Below are 18,339 nucleotides of genomic sequence, written 5' to 3'. Positions count from 1 at the left end.
TTTGAAGAAATCATTGTTCTTAGAAAATACTATTTTACTGTAGGTATCCGGAAAACAGGGAGGCTATGTTGACTAGTACTTGCTGGATAAACAGAGGCTGTCTCTCAAACGCAGCTTCTTTTGCTTCTGCAAGTCTTTTAGATCCTCTAGTAAACTCATCCTCAAGTTTTGTAATAAACTTCCGCGTCGCATCATTAGAAAGCTGGACATAAGGATAACCTGATTGTGGAGCTTTCGTGATTGCGGACGTAAGCTTTTGCTTAATCTCCTCTTCATTTGCTTGTGGATTACTTTGTAATACACCTAGCAATGTCTGTAATGCGTTTACAGAAGCATAAACATCTCCAAGAGTATGGCTATTGCCAGCTATCGTTCTTGCGAACCTTTGTGCAGCAGAGTCGTTGTCACGAGGTTGCGTTTCTGTTCTAGACACTGTTTGCGTTAATGCTGGCGTAGAAGTACGATTTAAAACTTCACGATTAGCAGCGCTGCTACGTGAATATACATCATTTAGAGATTGATAAGCTCCATAACCGGCAGATAGCGAATCTGCGTAAGATTTAGAGCTAGCAGATGCAGAACTGGTTTTGTAAAGCTGCTTTACAGCTGAACCACCCTGATTTGCAGATGCTATAGGAGCTCCTGTAGAAATCGAAGCCGCTGTTGTTATAGCACCTAGAGCATTCGTCAAACCTTCTTGTCCTGAAGCACCTTGGAGAGCTTCTTGTAAAGCTTGTTGTATTTCTTGTAGTTGTGTTGTAGCTTCTGCGTCCGCAGGGTTTACTTGGGTTGTTAAATCTGTTACTTGAGCTAAAACTTCTTCTAACGGTGCTGTAAAATCAGGATTTTGGGCGTGGAAGTTATCAATCATGTTTCTAAAACCTTGCATGATGATCGCTGCTGTCTCGTTGTCAACATCAGCAAGTAACATCGATACCCTAACTTCCCCTAAGGTAGTACCACGGTTCTGAGAAGTTCCCACACTACCAGGAGCTCCAGGTCCACCGATAGGAATGTCACCACCACCACTAGGTTGAATTTTTTCGATATCCGCCGCTGCCTTTTGTTGTTCTTTCTGAGCAGCTTTAACTATCGGAGAATTTGGAGCCAAATCAAGAGCGGCATCTATCGCAGATTTTGCATCCGTTATTATGTTTTTAGAGGCTTCTATGTTTGAAGGACTGTTATTCGCTTGAGCTTGACCGACAGCGGTAATACTGTTTTTCCCAGCACTATGAGCTGCCATTATAGCGTCTGCTAATTTAGTGATTTCTTCTGAGGATGTGTTAATTTTAGTTTCCGTATCCTTTACTAGGGGGTAGTTCTCTCCTGTAATACCTAATTTCTGCAACTCTTCAATAAGAGCTGCCGCAGCAGCTTTGTTAGCTTCTACCTGTCCAGCAGCTCCTGTAACCTGATCGATAGATGAAGTGGTCTTTATTGCATCTAAAAGCTTTTGGTTTTCTTCAAGAATCCCCCCGAGCTTATTGATTGTATCAATAATGGGCTGTTTATCTGCTAGTGCTTTTGTATATGATGCTGCCTCGGCTTTTTGTTCGTCAGTTGAGGCTAATTTTTCCATGTATTTGACAGCATCTTGGAGTTGTTGTAGTGCTGTCTTAAACTGTTCATAGGTTGTTGCTGATTTCAGAGCATTCTCGGCATTCGTCGCCTGAGTCTTGGCCTCATCAAAATCCTGAGGCACAGACTTTCCTGTGAACAAAGCAGAAATCTTATTAAAAAAGTTGACTAAAGCATTTCTTGCTGAAGATAGAAAACTCAGTCGTCCCAAAGTATTTACTGAAGGATGAGACGATCCGTTTTTACCTTCGACTCCGGCTATGGATTCAGCTTCTGAGCTGCGGTTTGCTGCGCTAGCCTGCATACCTAAAGTAGATAAGTCTGCAGGAGCAATGTTTTTAGATTCGTCTATAGGACCAACAGGATTAACCATAATAACAAAAAACTTATAAAATCTTTTCTTTATTATAAAAGATAAAAAAAAAGCTCACATCTTTTAATTAGATATGAGCTCTTTTTAAAGATTTTATTAAAAATCTGATTAAAATGCGGAAATTAACCCAAGATCGAATTTCCTATAGGTGAAGTCACTCCCTAGGCGGTTATCTGCCGGTTTGGAGTAAGCCCCATAAGCTCTGAAAGATAAAGAATCTGTGATTCCATACATAAAGAGATAAGAAGCACCTTTATAATTCGTAAATCCATTAGCTTCTTTAGGATCGTAATTTCCAGCTATTGCTTGAGCAAACCAATACTTCAGCTGATTTCCTCGGCCGATACCAGATACATCGATTTCAGGAACTGCTAAAGCTTCGACATATTCATAACGTATAGTTGCTGACCAATCTCCAGCTTTTCTTAACCTTCCGACAGTTCCTCCAACAAACCAAGCTTTGTTTTGCTTTTCATTTAAGGTTGTTGCAGTTGCTTTTGCTAATGTATTTATTAAATAGGCTCCATAAACATACAAAGGTTTTGTCTTTCCGCGGAACCAAGGTAAATCGGAGTATTTTCCTACTAACCATTGCCAGACGCAGTACTTATATTTCAGATTTGTAGCGACAGATCCTACTGATGTTTTTGCAGGGTCTGGAGCTTCTGCAGGAGAGAAGGAGTTCCAATCTATAACACTACACTTTACCGAGAAGTTCCCAGGAAGTTTATTTACAATTCCTTCAACAACCCAGGCATAATGTTTTTTCGACATATTGACCACGAAGGGTCCGCCATGAATAATCACATTATAAGGAAAGCGTTCGCTTAAGCGTCGTGCTGCATAAAGATGGACACCATCAAAGTTACTATTAAATTGTACTTCTGATTCAAAAATACTACCTAAAGAAGAACGTCCGATTTCCATGAAGACGTCGGTACGAGTTTGAGAATCTCGATAGAAACGGTACCCCAAGAATGCTCTGTCTATATCCATACCGGCAGCTGAAGATTCTCCCCCTGCAATTGCTGCCCAACTCATTTCTGATGTTAGCCATGTTTTATCGGCGTTGTAATCCACATAAAGTTTAAATTCGCTACGATAGCGGTTTACTGGCAAGGGCTTATACTTATCTGGTTGAGCAGGAGGTGTTTTTATATCTTCCCTAGCATGGATCCACTTAGCACGCACATCTCCGGCTAATCTTAAGACTCCTCCTCGTTTTCTTGTTTCTACGAAACCTCGAGTATCTAAATATGCCTTCACATCTTCTAAACTAATAAATGTTTGAGAATTGTTCTTGCTTTGCATGCTAGAAGGTGTATTTGCAAACCCTTGAGACACTACTGTCGATAGGGTCAGGCACACCAACCATGGATAAATATATTTTTTCATAGTTTCCTTAGCGTCGATTTAATTATTCAATGTAAGAAGATCGAAAAAATGGTTACTTGGACAACCCTAACGAAACAGTTGCTAATAAGAAAGGAGGAAACAACTCGCTAATTTTGACTATCTTGCACAACGGAAGAGCTATGCAAAGAGCCTCGGCGTCCTTTCCAATATTGAAAAGATGTTAAGTTTACAAGATCTTCTACTCGAAGCAGTTTTGCAAAACCAAACAAAAAAGCCAAGAAAATGACACTTTCAGAGAAAAAAGCAGCGCTTTGCGCTACAAAAGATGATAACGACCAGGCTAGTGGTGTGTAGGGCTCAAGGAAAACCACATAAGTAGTATGTGTAAGAATATTAGTCCCTAGGGTAACGATGAAGGCTAAACTCGTGACACCAACAACCTTTATAGAACGTTTAAAAGTAATCCACATTAAACCTGAATACGCAGGATGTTTTTTTGATGCACATTGCCAGAGGAAGTATAACTGAACCCAGGAAACAAGAGATGTGGCGTAGGCTAGGCCTGAAACGTGTTTTATCAACCAACAACCAAAAATCACATTGAGCACCATGTTTGCTATAGCAGCAAAGATACCTATGACTAGGGGTATGGTGTAATGACGACGTGCATAAAAGAGTACAGAGATCAGCGGTATGAGAGCCATAGGAATGATACTCCCGCTATAGCCACGTAAAACTTGCACAATTGCGTGAACAGCACTTGTTGGGAACAAACCGTGTTCATACAACACACGCACGCCAGGAAGAGCAAGAAGCAACAAACCTACAGTCATGATGACCATCACAGATACAGTCAGGTTCAAAGCAAACTTCATAAGTTCGTAGCCTTCTTCATTATTATCTTCTTGAACACAACGAGAGATGGCAGGCAAGAGCACAGTAAAGACTCCAAGACCAAACAAATGTACAGGCAGTTGCTGGATGCGTATCGAGTACATTAAGTATAACGGACCGACTTCATGTATATAGCGTGCTAAACACATATCGGTTAAAAGATTGATCTGAAACACACCCATGGACAGTAATCCCAAAGACAATGGCGCAATCAAAGCTTTTATACTATCACGTTCCTTAGGTGGGGTTGTTGCTGTCCCCAGAAACTTATTCACGCCAGGTAGGGTGACAGACCACTCTAAAACAAACCCGATAACAAGAACGACAGATAGTCCTATAATCCGTTGTCTTGGATCACTATGTCTTGCGAGAAATACAGTAAGAATCCACAGAACATTGACAACAGCAGGAGCTAAACCCACACTGAGAAATCTTTTTTCACAATGAAGTAAGGCAGAATTTACCGTATACATCATCAGGAAGATCCCTGATGGCAGAAGAATCATAGTTAACAGTAAGGCATCGGCAAGGTTCCCTTGGGCATGATACAGCCATATCCCTAAGCCGATTTCTATAATTAATGTGAAAGCGCAAGCGTTATAACAGAAAAATCGAGAGAAACTCTTAAAGAAAAATGCGGCACGGCTTGTATCTTGTGCTCGTAGAAATTCAAAGTGGGGAATAAAAGCCAGTCCTAAAATGGGTCCTCCGAGGATTTTTCTTAAAAAGAAAATCGTTCTGAATGCCAACCAGAAAGCTGCCACTAAAGGATCTGCTCCAAAATACGCTGCCATCACAATTTCGCGTAACATTCCTGTTACACGACTAAAAAAGGTTCCTGACAATAAATTAAAAAGTGAGCTGGCTACTGATCCCTGGCCGTCTTTTTTATTCATTAAAAAGTCTTACTCCCTTAATACTTAATTTATCCATAGCAGATAGAGATTTTTGGAGCATTAAAATGCAGGTATTTCCGCCTCCCCAAGTCCCTTTATTAGGTGCGCATACATCCACCGCAGGAGGACTTCAAAACGCCATTTACGAAGGGCATGAAATTGGGGCTTCCACCGTTCAAATGTTTACAGCCAATCAAAGACAGTGGCGTAGACGCCCTCTCAATGATGGTTTAATAAATTCGTTCAAAACAGCTCTTGAAGAGACTTCTCTATCTTATATTATGAGCCACGCTGGCTATTTAATTAATCCTGGGGCTCCTAATCCAGAAATCCTAGAAAAAAGCCGTATTTGCATACAGCAAGAGATCCAAGATTGTCTATCTTTAGGAATTACCTTTGTTAACTTCCACCCAGGAGCAGCTGTCAATGACACTAAAGAAGCTTGCTTAGATAGGATTGTTTCAAGTTTTTCCTTGGTTGAGCCTCTATTCGAAGACTCCCCGCCTCTTGTTGTTCTTTTGGAAACTACTGCAGGACAAGGTACACTTGTCGGCAGTACTTTTGAAGAACTTGGTTACCTCATAGACAAACTTAAGCATAAAATCCCGGTAGGAGTTTGCATAGATACTTGTCATATCTTTGCTTCTGGTTATGATATTACCTCTCCAGAGTCTTGGAAGCAAGTGCTCAAAAATTTTGATGATGCGATAGGCTTGTCATATTTAAGAGCCTTTCATCTTAATGACTCCATGTTTCCTCTGGGGAAACACAAGGATCGTCACGCGCCCCTTGGAGAAGGAGATATAGGGATGGAAAGTTTTAAATTTCTTATGACTGACGAACAAACACGGATGATCCCCAAATATTTAGAGACTCCTGGAGGTCCAGACTTATGGACAAAGGAAATTCGGCAGTTGAAAAGCTTTCAGAAATAAAAAATCAAAAGCGCCAACTATAAAAGAATAGTTGACGCCTCTCTTTTTGGAAGAAAGAAACTTTCTTTTATGTTCTATGAGATAGGAACTCACAAACAACAGAAACATCTACAGGTAGAGGAAGTTGAGCCTCTATTTGATCTTGCTCTGGAGAAACTAAAAGTTCGCCCTTAAAATTGCTTTTATCTACAGAGATGTAGGAAGGGAAAGAACTTTCATCTTTATTTTCCAAAGACTCTTTAACCGACTGTAACTTTCTTGATTTTTCTTTTAAAGAAACTTGCATACCAGGACGTAGGAAGAAAGATCTTCTATCGACTTTTTTCCCATTCACCAATACATGACCATGAGCAACCAATTGTTGAGCTGCAAAAATAGTTTTTGCAAACCCCATGCGATACACCATATTGTCAAGACGGCACTCAAATCTTTCTAAGAACATCTTGGTGACGCTGCCCTGCTTGTTGACAACTTCCTTGAAAGCTTTAACTAGTTGCTTTTCTAGGATCATGCCATAACAAGCTTTTAGCTTTTGCTTTTCCTCTAGCTGAAGACCGTAGTCAGACTTTTTCTTTCTCTGCATACCGTGCTGACCTGGAGGATGGGGCTTTTTGAGCAGAGGGTTTCGGCTTCTTCCAAAAATATTCGCTCCAAAACGCCTTGCTATTCTATTTTTAGGGCCACAATATCGAGCCATGTATTTTAGTCCTTTATTTAGTCCTTAGAAATTATTCACGCCTCCCTGGCCTGTTTTAGACAAAGGTAGCGGCACTGCTTTCGGTATAACCTGGAAGATTTTCCTCGCTAATAAAGAAAACGATTACTCATCCACTTGACAAAATACCAAAGAGCATTTTAGTTCCAATCCTAATTTTCTACAATGGAATTATTTCCGAGAATATGCTAGGGTATTTCTCATGAAAAAGAATTATTACGCTTTAGCTTATTATTATTTGACTCGTGTAGATAATCCTCAACAGGAAATTGCGTTGCACAAGGAACTATTTAAAAATTTAGATGTTTCTTGTCGTATCTACATATCTGAACAAGGGATTAATGGCCAGTTTAGCGGTTATCAACCCGACGCAGAGTACTACATGAACTGGCTAAGACAGCGTCCTGGATTTTCAAATGTAAAATTTAAAATCCATCACATTGAAGAAAATATTTTCCCTCGTGTAACTGTAAAATATCGCAAAGAGCTTGTAGCTCTTGGTTGCGACGTAGATTTGTCTAATCAAGGGAAGCATATTTCTCCTCAAGAGTGGCATGAGAAGCTCGAGGAGAATCGCTGTCTAGTTTTAGATGTAAGAAATAATTACGAATGGAAAATAGGGCATTTTGAAAATGCTGTTCTTCCAGACATTCGGACTTTTCGGGAATTTCCTGATTATGCTGAACGGTTGTCTAAGGAACACGACCCAGCTACCACCCCTGTGATGATGTATTGTACTGGTGGAATACGTTGTGAGCTGTACTCTTCCCTCCTTTTAGAAAAAGGTTTTAAAGAAGTGTATCAACTGGATGGTGGTGTGATCGCTTATGGTCAGGCTGTAGGCACAGGTAAATGGCGAGGCAAGCTATTCGTATTTGATGATCGTTTAGCTGTACCTATTGATGAAGCAGATACCGACGTTGCTCCTATCGCCTCGTGCTCACATTGTGAGACTCCCTGTGACACCTACTACAACTGTGCGAATACAGACTGTAATAATTTATTCATTTGTTGTAAGGATTGTATCCATTCAACAAAAGGATGTTGTTCTCAAGAGTGTTCTCAAGCACCTCGGATTCGCTCCTTTTCCCCTTGTAGAGGAAACAAGCCTTTCCGCCGTATGCATCTATGTGAAGTACAGAAAGAGAAGGAAGAAGCTGCCAGCTGCTGCTGTCTACACTAGGATGTGCTAAATATTTTCCTTGGACTAAGTTTCATCGGCTTGGTTCAAGGATAGACTATACCTATTTCTTCGGTAAGATGCTTTCTTGGATACCAAATGAATAGTTCTCATACTAATTCCCTGTTCCAACACCACCTTAGAAAATATTTCAATATTCTCTTCTTTACCTAGACATATCACACACAAATCCGGTTGCTTTTTCAACAACATGTGTAAGCGTTTAGCTTGCAAAACTGCCCAAGCCTCTTTCATACTTCGATCGCTTGTTTCATGAAGATCGCATATGACTGTAGGAACACAGTACGAAATTAATCTAGTTGTCCAACCAGGTTGTAGTTTTTGATCTAGTATCACCACAGTCGTGCGTACAGTTTTTGGTAGCATGGCTAATACACGCCGGACTTCTCGATAAGAGTGGGTGGGCACCAAATAGCAAACAGGTATGAGTGATTTTGGAAGCTTAAGATAACTTCCTAGTTGTTTTGTTAATACAGCACTGAGTACTAAACGATATACCAACTCTTTCCAAATCCATAGAATCCACAAGCCGAGGCAGAAAATGAGGATTCCCATGTATAGGAAGCTCGTCTCTGGTGGCAAACTCAATCCGGATCCCAAAATCCTGACAACTGCTGCTGCGATTAATACACCGACAAAATCCAAGAAATTATTTGCTGCAAGAATTTGCCCGCGCTTATGTTCAGGACTTGCATATTGTATATAGGCGTGTAGAGGAACTTGATATACCCCACCTAAGAATCCTAACAGTAATAGGAAGAACATCACCCCAACTAAAGAACAGGAAACAGCATAAAGTCCCATAAAGGCAAAGCCTAACCCTAAGGTCATGACAGGCACATACCCCAACTTAATATCTTTTCCTGAAATCCATCCTGTAATATAGGAACCCACTCCAACGCCCAAAGCTACAATAGGAAATAGATAACCTCCGTAATGCTTAGGATAACCTAAAGTAAACTCTACAAAAGGAATGATTTCGACTTGTACATAAGCTCCAACCAGAAGAAAAAGAGCGACTAAGAAAATAGAGAGGGTTAGGTAATGTACATGACGTGTATCTTTAAAGATTTCCCAGAGATCTTTAAAGCTAGCATAAGTAATTTTTTGACTACGATTTTTAAAGTTACTTGAACGTATGCCTAAGGAAACAAAAGTACTTACGATCGAAGAAACCACGCAAAACGACGTTGAAAGAACATAGCAGTTAATTGGAAGGTTCTTTGTAAGATCGACAAGTAAAGGAGCAAAACAAGATCCTAAGATACTTCCAGTATAAGTTACTGCGGTCATGATTCCATTAGCTCTAGATAAATAATCTAGAGGTAACATCTCTGGGAGAATCCCCATCTTTGCAGGACCAAAAATAGCCGTATGACTAGCCATGAGGATCAAAACTGCATACCCGCCGACGACAGAATGGATATAGAAAAAGTATAAGCCCAGTGAAGTACAAACAATTTCAATAAGACGTGTGGCTAAGATAATGTTTCGTTTCTGATATCTATCTGATAAACTTCCTGCCAAAGGTGCTAGCAAAAGAAACGGTAAAGCGAAACACAAACTTACGTAAGATAGTATCTTTGCATTCTCTGTTAAACTTTTTCCTTCAAGCAGAAAAAAGACTAAAAGAAACTTGTAAAGATTATCATTTAGTATCGTAAGAAAATGCGTTATTACTAAGGCACGAAAAGATTTTTTCTGTATTGATATATCCATGAATGCGACCAAACATAGTCAGGCAATTTTTAGCAACTCCCCCATTCATCTATTAGCTAAACTTGCAGAAGATCTATTTTCTACTTATCAACAGCCATTTACTAAAAGGTGGATTCTTGTTGCCAATACAGAAATAGGGCACTGGCTACGTAGAGAACTTACTAATGCTACGAGTAACCACGTTTTTATGGGGTCGACTATTTTCTCTTCTTCTGACTCCCTTGTCAAACATTTATTCACTGAAGTTTGTCATGAAAAACCTTTAATTCCTGACTATATAACACTTCCTCTATTTATATACGATCTACTAAAGACTTCCGAAGCAACTCCTGATATTTTACAAAACACATCTTTTCTTTCGGAGCCTTCTTATAGCTCAACAAAGCATCTGGCATCTATTTTTAAAAAATTCTATACATTCTCGCAAGCACCTTCAGAAAATAGTCGTTATCATAAAGATCTTTTTTCTCAGTTAGAGAAGCACTTTACGCCTATGGGGAAGGTGTTCGCTTCCATACTATCTTCTATAAAAGCTAAAAAACAAAACCGTTCCTTACACATCTTTGGTTATTCTCATTTACCAAAGCATTTTGCGACTTTTTTTACGGGGTTGAGTTATTTTTTCCCTGTATATTTTTACTGTTTTTCACCAAGTCGCGAATATTTTGGTGATTTATTATCAGACAAATCAATTGATTTCTTATGGCGTCAACTTATAGATCAACCCAACAGAGACGCTTGGCAACACTATGTTTTAGCGGATAGGCAAGCATTGCTTGCCAATCTTTCTCACAAATCGCAAGCATCTCAAAATTTCTTTTTAGACAAGGAAATACATTATTCCGAGGTTTTCATTCCTCCTCAAGAAACGACATCTTTAGGAGTTGTGCAAAGTAACCTATTGCACTTAAAACCAAATTCTCATGAAAACATTGTAGACAAAAAGCAAACTATAACTATTAGCAAAGCCTTAAGTCCATCTAGGGAGGTACAAGAAGCGTTCTCAAAAATCTCTACGTTATTGCATCAAGGTGTACGCCCAGAAGAAATTTTTATTTTATCTTCTCAACTAGAAATCTATGAGGTGTATTTAAAAGCAGTGTTTTCCCCTCATCTACCTCTATACTTCTGCAATAACACCTCTTCACACGCGGAAGACTTAAAGGAAAAACTCTTACTCTTATCATCCATTTTACAGACGCAGGGAAATCTATACCGTCTATTACAACTTCTTACACACCCCCAACTACAAAATCCTATAGATCCGAGTAAAACTCCCTATCTTTTGAAGAAACTCTCCAGTGAGTGGGAAAAACTGTATAAAGGGGATGGAACACATTTACAACATCTGGGGGATAACATTCTGAATGCCTATCCCTTTGTTGAAGAGTGTGGTAAAGTAAGTCAGGTAGAACTCTGGGAGCGCATTCTTCCTCTACTGTACGATCTACAAAAATTCTTAAATCTTTATGCGTCGAACCCTATCAAATCTTACGAAGAACACTGTAATCACATTCTCTCTTTCTTGGAATCTATCTTTATCCTATCTCCAGAAGAGTTATCTTTTATAACATCTCTTAGAAATGCTCTCTTCCCCACCTTTTCTTCGTCAGAATGTTCTTTGAATTTCTTTACAGACTTTTGTTTGGATTTCTTCTCTTGCTTTTGTGCGAATAGCCCCGTTTATGATAAGCCTGGCCCTTATGTCGGAACATTGGGAGATTTAAGTCTTCTACCTAAAGGCTACACGTTTATTCTCGGAGCAAATAAGCGAAAACAGGCCATTGATTTACTAGATCTCGTTGATGCCTCAACTGAAGAAGAACTGGTGTTTTCATCTTCAGAAGATGAAGAAAACTTTCATTTCCTTCAGACGATAGTTTCTACTAAACATGAACTTCATATTAGTTATCTATCTTCTGCGCACAATCCTGCGTTACCCAGTGCTTATATTAATTATCTTCAAGAGGCTCTACAGCTACCTGTTTCTCATCTGCCTACAAAAGCGTATACACCTTCGTTATTTGCCAAAACAACCCTTGTACACACCTCTCAAGAGCATCACTACAAGTTAGCGCAAGCATTTTGTTCTAAGAAAGACCCCCTACCTTCTTTATTTCACACTCCAGATACGACGCCAGACCTTCCCGACCATGTATCTGTTTCTCAAATTATAAAAGCAATTTTCTCACCTTTAGACTTCTTCTTACAGTCTAATTACCAGATTTCTCTAAGATCTCCTACTGTACTAGAATCTAGAGAGAAGCTGTTTCCTACAAAAAAACAAATCATGCTGTTTTGGGAAAATCACCTCTCTAACACATCTGAAGATAGCACGTATAATTACCTATCTTCCTTTTCTAAGGACATTTTTACTTACTACGACGATCTAATATCCCAATGGCTGAACAATGTTCGCTTAAATGCCCTTACAGCACCATATACTGTGCTTTTTTCTTCATTATTATTTCATGATCATCTTGCGGATCAAGATAAGGTTCTCTCACCTGTTGCAATAACTTTGAATAACTCTGAGCTTTATCTACACGGGAATTTTTCTGGAGTATTCTCTAAAGGTATATATCTCTGTTCCATTGACCCTACAGCTAAGACAAGAAAAACTGTAAGGAAAACAAAATCTATTCTAGAGAACTCTTCTGACATGAAAAATTACTTAAAGGCTTACATTGCTATAGCAATGTTACAAAAATCTGGCGTGCTTTCAGAAGACGCTGTTATCAGAAACATCCTTTCTCAAGATGTTTTTGAAGATCTTCCTCTTCCTTTTTCTAATCCTGACGATTATCTGCACCAGGTTCTTCGTGTGTACCAAATGATGAGAGATTTTCCGATTCCTTTAATTTCTTCTGATTGTTGGAAGTTTTTAGACAATTCCGAGAAGTTTCATGAAGCTATACGTACAGCTATTGAAGCTGATGCTAATAATCCCTCTTTATCGACTTTTTGGAAATTTCATAACCGAGACTATAAAGAACAGTTCACAGTAAGTGAAGAACAACGTCTACAGATTCTTTCTTTGTTTAAGGGTACGCATGAAACCGTTTGATATTTTTCATCCTGAAACATCTATCCAAGGGAAATATTTTCTAGAAGCTTCTGCGGGCACTGGAAAGACATTTACCATCGAACAAATTGTTTTACGTGCTCTTTTAGAAGGTTCTGTTTCCCATGTTGAAAATATTCTTGTTGTAACATTTACGAATGCCGCTACTAATGAGTTAAAACTTAGGATTCAAGAGAACCTCAAACAAGCTGCATCGCAGTTAAAATCTGCCATTACACACCCCGAGCACCCTTTGCCTCCTTACTTATCCCCTCCCTGTGATGTAAAGCAGCTTTACATGCAGGTGCGTAATGCTTTAGCTTCGATAGATCGTATGGCAATTTTTACCATCCACGGGTTTTGTAATTACGTTTTGCAACAGCATTTTCCAGAAATGCAAATCTCGCAAAAAAACTCGGCTCTTACGCACTCACAAGCGGTTTTACATCATATTCGTAAGTATTTATCCCAAGATCTTTGGGAGAACGTCTTATTTCCTGAACAATTTTACTTACTTGCGGCACGCTATAACTCTAATTCCAAACACACATCTTTTTTGACAGATAAGTTACTTTCAAGTTACACAGTCCAGACTTTTGATCACCTACCATCTAAAAGCACCACCACATCCTTATTAAACACTTGGCATAGCTCTATTCGATCTAAAATCAAAGATATCCCTAAAGAAAACTTCTTAGAACAAGCTCTTAAATATACGGAGAGTTTCAAAAAACAGCCTTTCTCTATAACTGAGGACCTTCTATCTTTTGTAGATCATTTATATTCTTCAGAAACATCAGTGCGCCTGCTTTCTTTTTCTAAGATAGCAGAAACTTTCCATCCCAAAAATCGTTTAGCACGTTATCAACCTTGTCACGCTTTTAGCTATATAGAAGAAACATCATGGTTTCAAGATACCGAGCAATTTTGCAATGTAGACAGTATTTTCAACACCTTGCTTCACGACTTACAATTGTATTTAAAAAACCACTACACTTGGTGGCTATCTCCAGATGAAAGCATTGTCACACTAGAAGAGCTGCTGCGCTCTTCTCAAGCTGAAGAAGTGATAAAATCCCTAAGAAAGCGATTCCAGCTCATATTAATCGATGAATTTCAAGATACGGATAGGAAACAATGGAATATTTTTGCAAAACTATTTGCTCACAATGATTTCTCTGGATCCCTATTTCTAATAGGTGATCCCAAACAATCGATTTATGAATGGAGAAATGCTGATCTCGTTACCTATTTAAAAGCAAAATCTACATTTCCTAAAACGTCACAGCTGCATCTTATCAACAACTACCGTTCTACACCACAGTTGATGCAGGCCATCAATATTCTCTTCTGTAAATGTTCTCCTTTTCTAGAAATTCCTGGTTATGAACCTATAGAATATCATTCCTTAACCCCACAGAGTTCAGAGTATTTTGATAACTCCCAACATGCGCCTATTCACTTCTTTTCTTATGACAATGTTCTTGACCAAGCTGCGTGGATATCTCAAACAGCTTCACATTTACAAGCTACTCATGGAATCTCTTTTGGACGCATGGCAATTTTAGTATCGGATTCGGCTCAAGCATTCGATTTAATAACCCACTGCAGTATTCCTGTATCATTTTCTAAAAATAAATCGATATTTCATCTTACTGAAACATATCTATTAACCATAGCTTGGCTAGAGGCTATCCTCTATCCAGAAAACTATGAAAAAATACAAAGGGTTTTACTGAGTAGCCTATTTCGACATGACCTCACCGATATTCTAGAGAAAAAAGAACACTACTCCTCTTATTTTTTCTCTCTACGCAGTTATATTTTTGATCATGGGCTTTTAGCTACATTTTATCATTTCATGACTCTTCATGGAGAAGCTTTACTCAAAACTCCTCAAGGAGACCTGACTTTCCAAGAAATGGAAAGGCTTTGTGCATACTTAGGAACGCTTTCTTCACAACCTCAACACCAACTTCTCTATTTGCAATATTTCTCAGAGACAGGACGTTGGGAAGAAAACCTGTCGTTTTCATCTTATTCCGAAGACACAGAAATCCTAAAAATCACTACAATTCACGCATCTAAGGGATTGGAATATGATGTTGTTTTTTGCCCAGGACTAGATAAATCAAAAAAAAATAAAAGTTCTTCAGAATGGATAAGAGAAATGTACGTAGCGTGTACTCGAGCTAAAAAACAACTCTTTATCCCTTTCCAAACTTCTTTAAATTCAAGACGCAATACCGCTCTTACAAACTATGTAAAGCAGGAGGGATCGTATGCATCTATCCTCGATCTCGCCCAAAATTTATCCAAAGAGCATCCCTCCTTATTTTCTTTATCAACCACACACAGACAGGATCCATCCACTGAGCCTATTTATCACCTTACCCCACCTTCAACTTTTGTGTTATCGCCCTATCCTACAAAACAGATTTTCTCTTTCTCCTCTGTAAAAACGATGTTAGATAACGAAGTGCTTGTAGATAGTGACATTGAGAACCCTTCGATCTCTTCAGCACTTCCTAGAGGAAGAAAAACGGGTATTATCATTCATAAAATCCTAGAGAATATATCTCCAAATTTTAAAATTCCCATTTCTAAAATCTTAACTACAGTCTCACACTTCGTGAAAAACACTCATTTAGAGGGTTATGAAGAAATGATCGCACAAAAGCTTTTCTCAACTATTTCTTCACCGCTATCTTTTACCTCCGCATCCTTTGCCTTAAAAGATGTCTGCCCTGACAAAATACTTAGTGAAGAAGCCTTTCTCTTTTCTAATAAAGAACAGTTGTGGCAGGGAGCAATTGACCTATTTTTCGAGTATAATGGCAAGTATTACATTATAGATTGGAAAACATCCTTCTTAGGAGAAACTACCTCAAAATATTCTCAAGAAAATCTCTTTGCTTACATCAAAGAGCATAACCTGGATTATCAAGGTGCCATTTACATCCATGCAGCAAAACGCTTTTTACAACAATTTGATATTACCAGTGACGTAGAAATGGGATTTGTATTTATTCGAGGTATCGATTCTGAAGGAAACGGCTTTTTGTGCTTACCAAACTACAAAACATCTAATCCCACAATAGACCAAAAATATCCGGTCTATCATTAGGGTTAAATTCCATAGCAGGAAGAATCAAAACAGAAGAGAGATTCATTAAATCTGCAGCAAGTGATTTAGCCTCTATTTTATAGGAGCATGCGCCCTCTCGGGGTAGACACACTTTAGTAATTTCAGCAACTAATAATCCTGGGGGGAAGACACCATCTAGTCCAGTTGTAACTAAAAGATCCCCAACACGCAAACCCTTACCATCAGAAAAACAAAATCCTTCCCCATGTAAAGTTAGAGTTTCATCTTTCCACAAAGGACCGCCTTTTCCTGATAATGTACCTCGCAAAAGTAAGGTATTTTCATCACCGCATTGTATAGATATGTTGAGCTCGTCTAGCTGATAGATTTTTTCATATTTATCTTTTTCTAGAATGTAAGCATCAGAAAGGCGTTCTATTTGCTTACTAAGATCTTGAATCCGATCTTTTACTAACCATGCTTGTATTCCTCCGCGAACAGCGATCACTGAAGGTTGCATACCTACATCAGTAATCAAACGTATTCGGGACTGCTTTTCTCCAACATAATCTACAAGACCGATCAGCACCTTCCCAGAAAGCACTGAGGAGTTTTTTTGTATGTTATGTTCACTACCTACATCTACCCAACAAGAACTTCCCCAATGGGAGGGATCTCGGTAAATCACACGACTCGTTATTAACTTACGAAAATAAGGCGATAGAATCTCTGGAAACAAAGGAGGCGTATGATAAGCAACCTCATAAGCTTGTAAACGCTCTTCTAAAATAGCAATGCGATCTTTTAAGATGATGTTCTCAGTATCTTGGATAGAACAACTTGTGGAAGAAACCTCAGCGTGATTCATAAAAACACGCGAATACCAAACCACGAAACGTTTTTGGATATTTTCATAAAACGGTTTTGGCAAACTCCACAACAAAGTAATACTCAATGCTATCACCACGTAGACATATACTCTGTTCTTTCTATGTCGACGGTAAAACACAGATCCTGTTGTTTTTATTGCAGAATGATGTTCTTCCGGATTTTTAATCTCTCGCATATTTCTTCATGTTTTCGTTTCAACACAAGATTCATTCCCCACAGACTCTACCTGAAACTCTATTGAGTTTATGTAGCTGTTCTGTGCTTAACTTATCGTTTTATGATATTCGCAGATAAAACAAAACATAAGGAAAACTTCAATGTGCAATTAATTAAAAATACGCGCAGATAGTTATCTGCGCTATCGTTATGAGGATTTTTAATCAAAAAAGGAGAATCATGTTATAGAAAACTCGGCACACTAAGCTTGTTGATATGCCTCAGCAAAACTCTGAACTACATGATCGATGTTATTATCGGTGATCCCGTTGAGATTAAACCTGGCTCCACTTGTTGTGTAGATGCCTTTTTCTAATCTTAAAAATAAGACTTGTTCTAAAGAAAATCCTGGGTAACCAAAAAATCCTTTCTGAGAGAGGATAAAGTCAAAAGAATGACCAATATGATTGCGCATAGCCTGAACAAATCGAATTCGTGTTTTCTCTAAAGAACAACGAATCGTTTCTAATTCTGCCAACCATTCTGTTTTCAAAGAAGCATCTGATAAAATTGTAGAAACAATTTTAGCTCCATGTCTAGGAGGCGAAGAATATTCTCCTCGTATTTTTTCTTCGAGACAGCTGGAAATCTTATCTAAATCATCAGTGACCCTACTGTATGCAGCAAAATAGCCTACACGCTCCCCATAAAGAGAAAAATTCTTACTTGCGCATGCAGCTACAAATACAGTGTGTCCTGAATCTATAAAAATCTTTATAGGTTTTCTATCTTTTTCGATACCCGAACCAAACCCTAAATACGCCGTATCAAAAAAAGGCAGCAGCTGGCGTTCTTTCATCAGCTCTGCAAGACGTGTCCACATGTTCTCATTAAGATCCATTCCTGTAGGATTATGACAACAACATTGCAAAAGCACTAAAGAGTTCTTGGGAGCTGATTGTAATACAGACATCATCTCATCAAAAACTAGTGTTTTACTTGCTGAACTATAGTAAGGGTATTTTAGAACATCTAAACCTTGTTGAGCGAATATTCTCAAATGGTTTCCCCACGTCTGTTCGGGAATGTATACTGCACCAGAAGGATTGGTCATGGAAAAAATCTTCGCGCCTAAATGCAGGGCTCCCGTTCCTCCAAGGGCTTGGGCGCCAACAACAAAACTAGGATTTACATCATCGCCAAAAACAAGACTCTCCATTTGTTGATTAAAAGACAACAACCCACTAATAGGTAAGTACCCCTTATTCATCTCGTTTTCTAATAATAAAAATTGTGCCTTACGGACACTCGAAAAGCCACCATAAGCCTTGTTAGGATCTTCATAAGAACCTATAACAAGGTTGACCTTATCCTCTCGCTCGTCTTCTAAAAATAGTTTTTGCAAACCCAAAATAGAATCGGGAGCAAACGTGGGTAATTGATTAAAAAAACTCATACCAAAGAAATTCC

The 18,339-nt window shown here is 38.8% G+C and carries 11 protein-coding genes; 4 read left to right on the top strand and 7 right to left on the bottom strand.

What is annotated here, in order from left to right; all coding sequences use genetic code 11:
- Window positions 1–34: 34 nt before the first annotated feature.
- From FI836_RS02765 to FI836_RS02755, 3 genes are all read right to left on the bottom strand, one after another.
- Entirely contained in the window at window positions 35–1,954 is a 1,920-nt protein-coding gene (locus FI836_RS02765; RefSeq protein ID WP_014943610.1) for a hypothetical protein, read from the bottom strand.
- 108 nt (window positions 1,955–2,062) lie between these two features.
- Window positions 2,063–3,349, bottom strand: coding sequence for a hypothetical protein (locus FI836_RS02760; protein ID WP_006342689.1), 1,287 nt, complete (start codon window positions 3,347–3,349; stop codon window positions 2,063–2,065).
- 107 nt (window positions 3,350–3,456) lie between these two features.
- Window positions 3,457–5,100 (bottom strand): lipid II flippase MurJ, encoded by a 1,644-nt coding sequence (locus FI836_RS02755; RefSeq protein WP_006342688.1) that lies wholly within the window; start codon window positions 5,098–5,100, stop codon window positions 3,457–3,459.
- Between the two features lie 65 nt (window positions 5,101–5,165).
- Between FI836_RS02755 and FI836_RS02750 the strand changes: the two genes are divergently transcribed.
- The gene (locus tag FI836_RS02750; RefSeq protein ID WP_013462573.1) at window positions 5,166–6,035 is read left to right on the top strand and encodes a deoxyribonuclease IV; all 870 of its coding nucleotides are present in this window, start codon (window positions 5,166–5,168) and stop codon (window positions 6,033–6,035) included.
- Between the two features lie 67 nt (window positions 6,036–6,102).
- On the opposite strand, the gene rpsD is transcribed toward FI836_RS02750, so the two are convergent.
- Window positions 6,103–6,732 (bottom strand): 30S ribosomal protein S4, encoded by a 630-nt coding sequence (rpsD, locus tag FI836_RS02745; RefSeq protein WP_006342686.1) that lies wholly within the window; start codon window positions 6,730–6,732, stop codon window positions 6,103–6,105.
- A 220-nt stretch (window positions 6,733–6,952) separates the two neighbouring features.
- On the opposite strand from rpsD, the gene trhO reads away from it, so the two are divergent.
- Window positions 6,953–7,933, top strand: a complete 981-nt coding sequence (gene trhO, locus FI836_RS02740) for an oxygen-dependent tRNA uridine(34) hydroxylase TrhO (RefSeq protein WP_014943609.1) — start codon at window positions 6,953–6,955, stop codon at window positions 7,931–7,933.
- A gap of 24 nt (window positions 7,934–7,957) precedes the next feature.
- Here trhO and FI836_RS02735 read toward each other — a convergent pair whose 3' ends face one another.
- Window positions 7,958–9,670, bottom strand: a complete 1,713-nt coding sequence (locus FI836_RS02735; protein ID WP_014944439.1) for an MFS transporter — start codon at window positions 9,668–9,670, stop codon at window positions 7,958–7,960.
- Between FI836_RS02735 and FI836_RS02730 the strand changes: the two genes are divergently transcribed.
- Window positions 9,669–12,737, top strand: coding sequence for an exodeoxyribonuclease V subunit gamma (locus FI836_RS02730; protein ID WP_014944438.1), 3,069 nt, complete (start codon window positions 9,669–9,671; stop codon window positions 12,735–12,737). The genes FI836_RS02735 and FI836_RS02730 overlap by 2 nt on opposite strands.
- The gene (recB, locus tag FI836_RS02725; protein ID WP_020338202.1) at window positions 12,724–15,861 is read left to right on the top strand and encodes an exodeoxyribonuclease V subunit beta; all 3,138 of its coding nucleotides are present in this window, start codon (window positions 12,724–12,726) and stop codon (window positions 15,859–15,861) included. Before FI836_RS02730 ends, recB begins: the two co-directional genes overlap by 14 nt.
- Here the strand turns inward: recB and FI836_RS02720 are convergent.
- Together FI836_RS02720 and FI836_RS02715 are read right to left on the bottom strand one after the other, a co-directional pair.
- Window positions 15,821–16,888, bottom strand: a complete 1,068-nt coding sequence (locus tag FI836_RS02720; RefSeq protein WP_006342680.1) for a rod shape-determining protein MreC — start codon at window positions 16,886–16,888, stop codon at window positions 15,821–15,823. The two genes, recB and FI836_RS02720, sit on opposite strands and share 41 nt — an antisense overlap.
- A 243-nt stretch (window positions 16,889–17,131) precedes the next feature.
- The gene (locus FI836_RS02715) at window positions 17,132–18,325 is read right to left on the bottom strand and encodes an amino acid aminotransferase (protein ID WP_006342679.1); all 1,194 of its coding nucleotides are present in this window, start codon (window positions 18,323–18,325) and stop codon (window positions 17,132–17,134) included.
- Window positions 18,326–18,339 lie beyond the last annotated feature (14 nt).

This window comes from Chlamydophila parapsittaci, assembly GCF_006385615.1.
Lineage (GTDB): Bacteria > Chlamydiota > Chlamydiia > Chlamydiales > Chlamydiaceae > Chlamydia > Chlamydia psittaci.
Note: the sequence above shows the minus strand (reverse complement) of the source record. Positions and strands in the feature narration are given on the sequence as shown.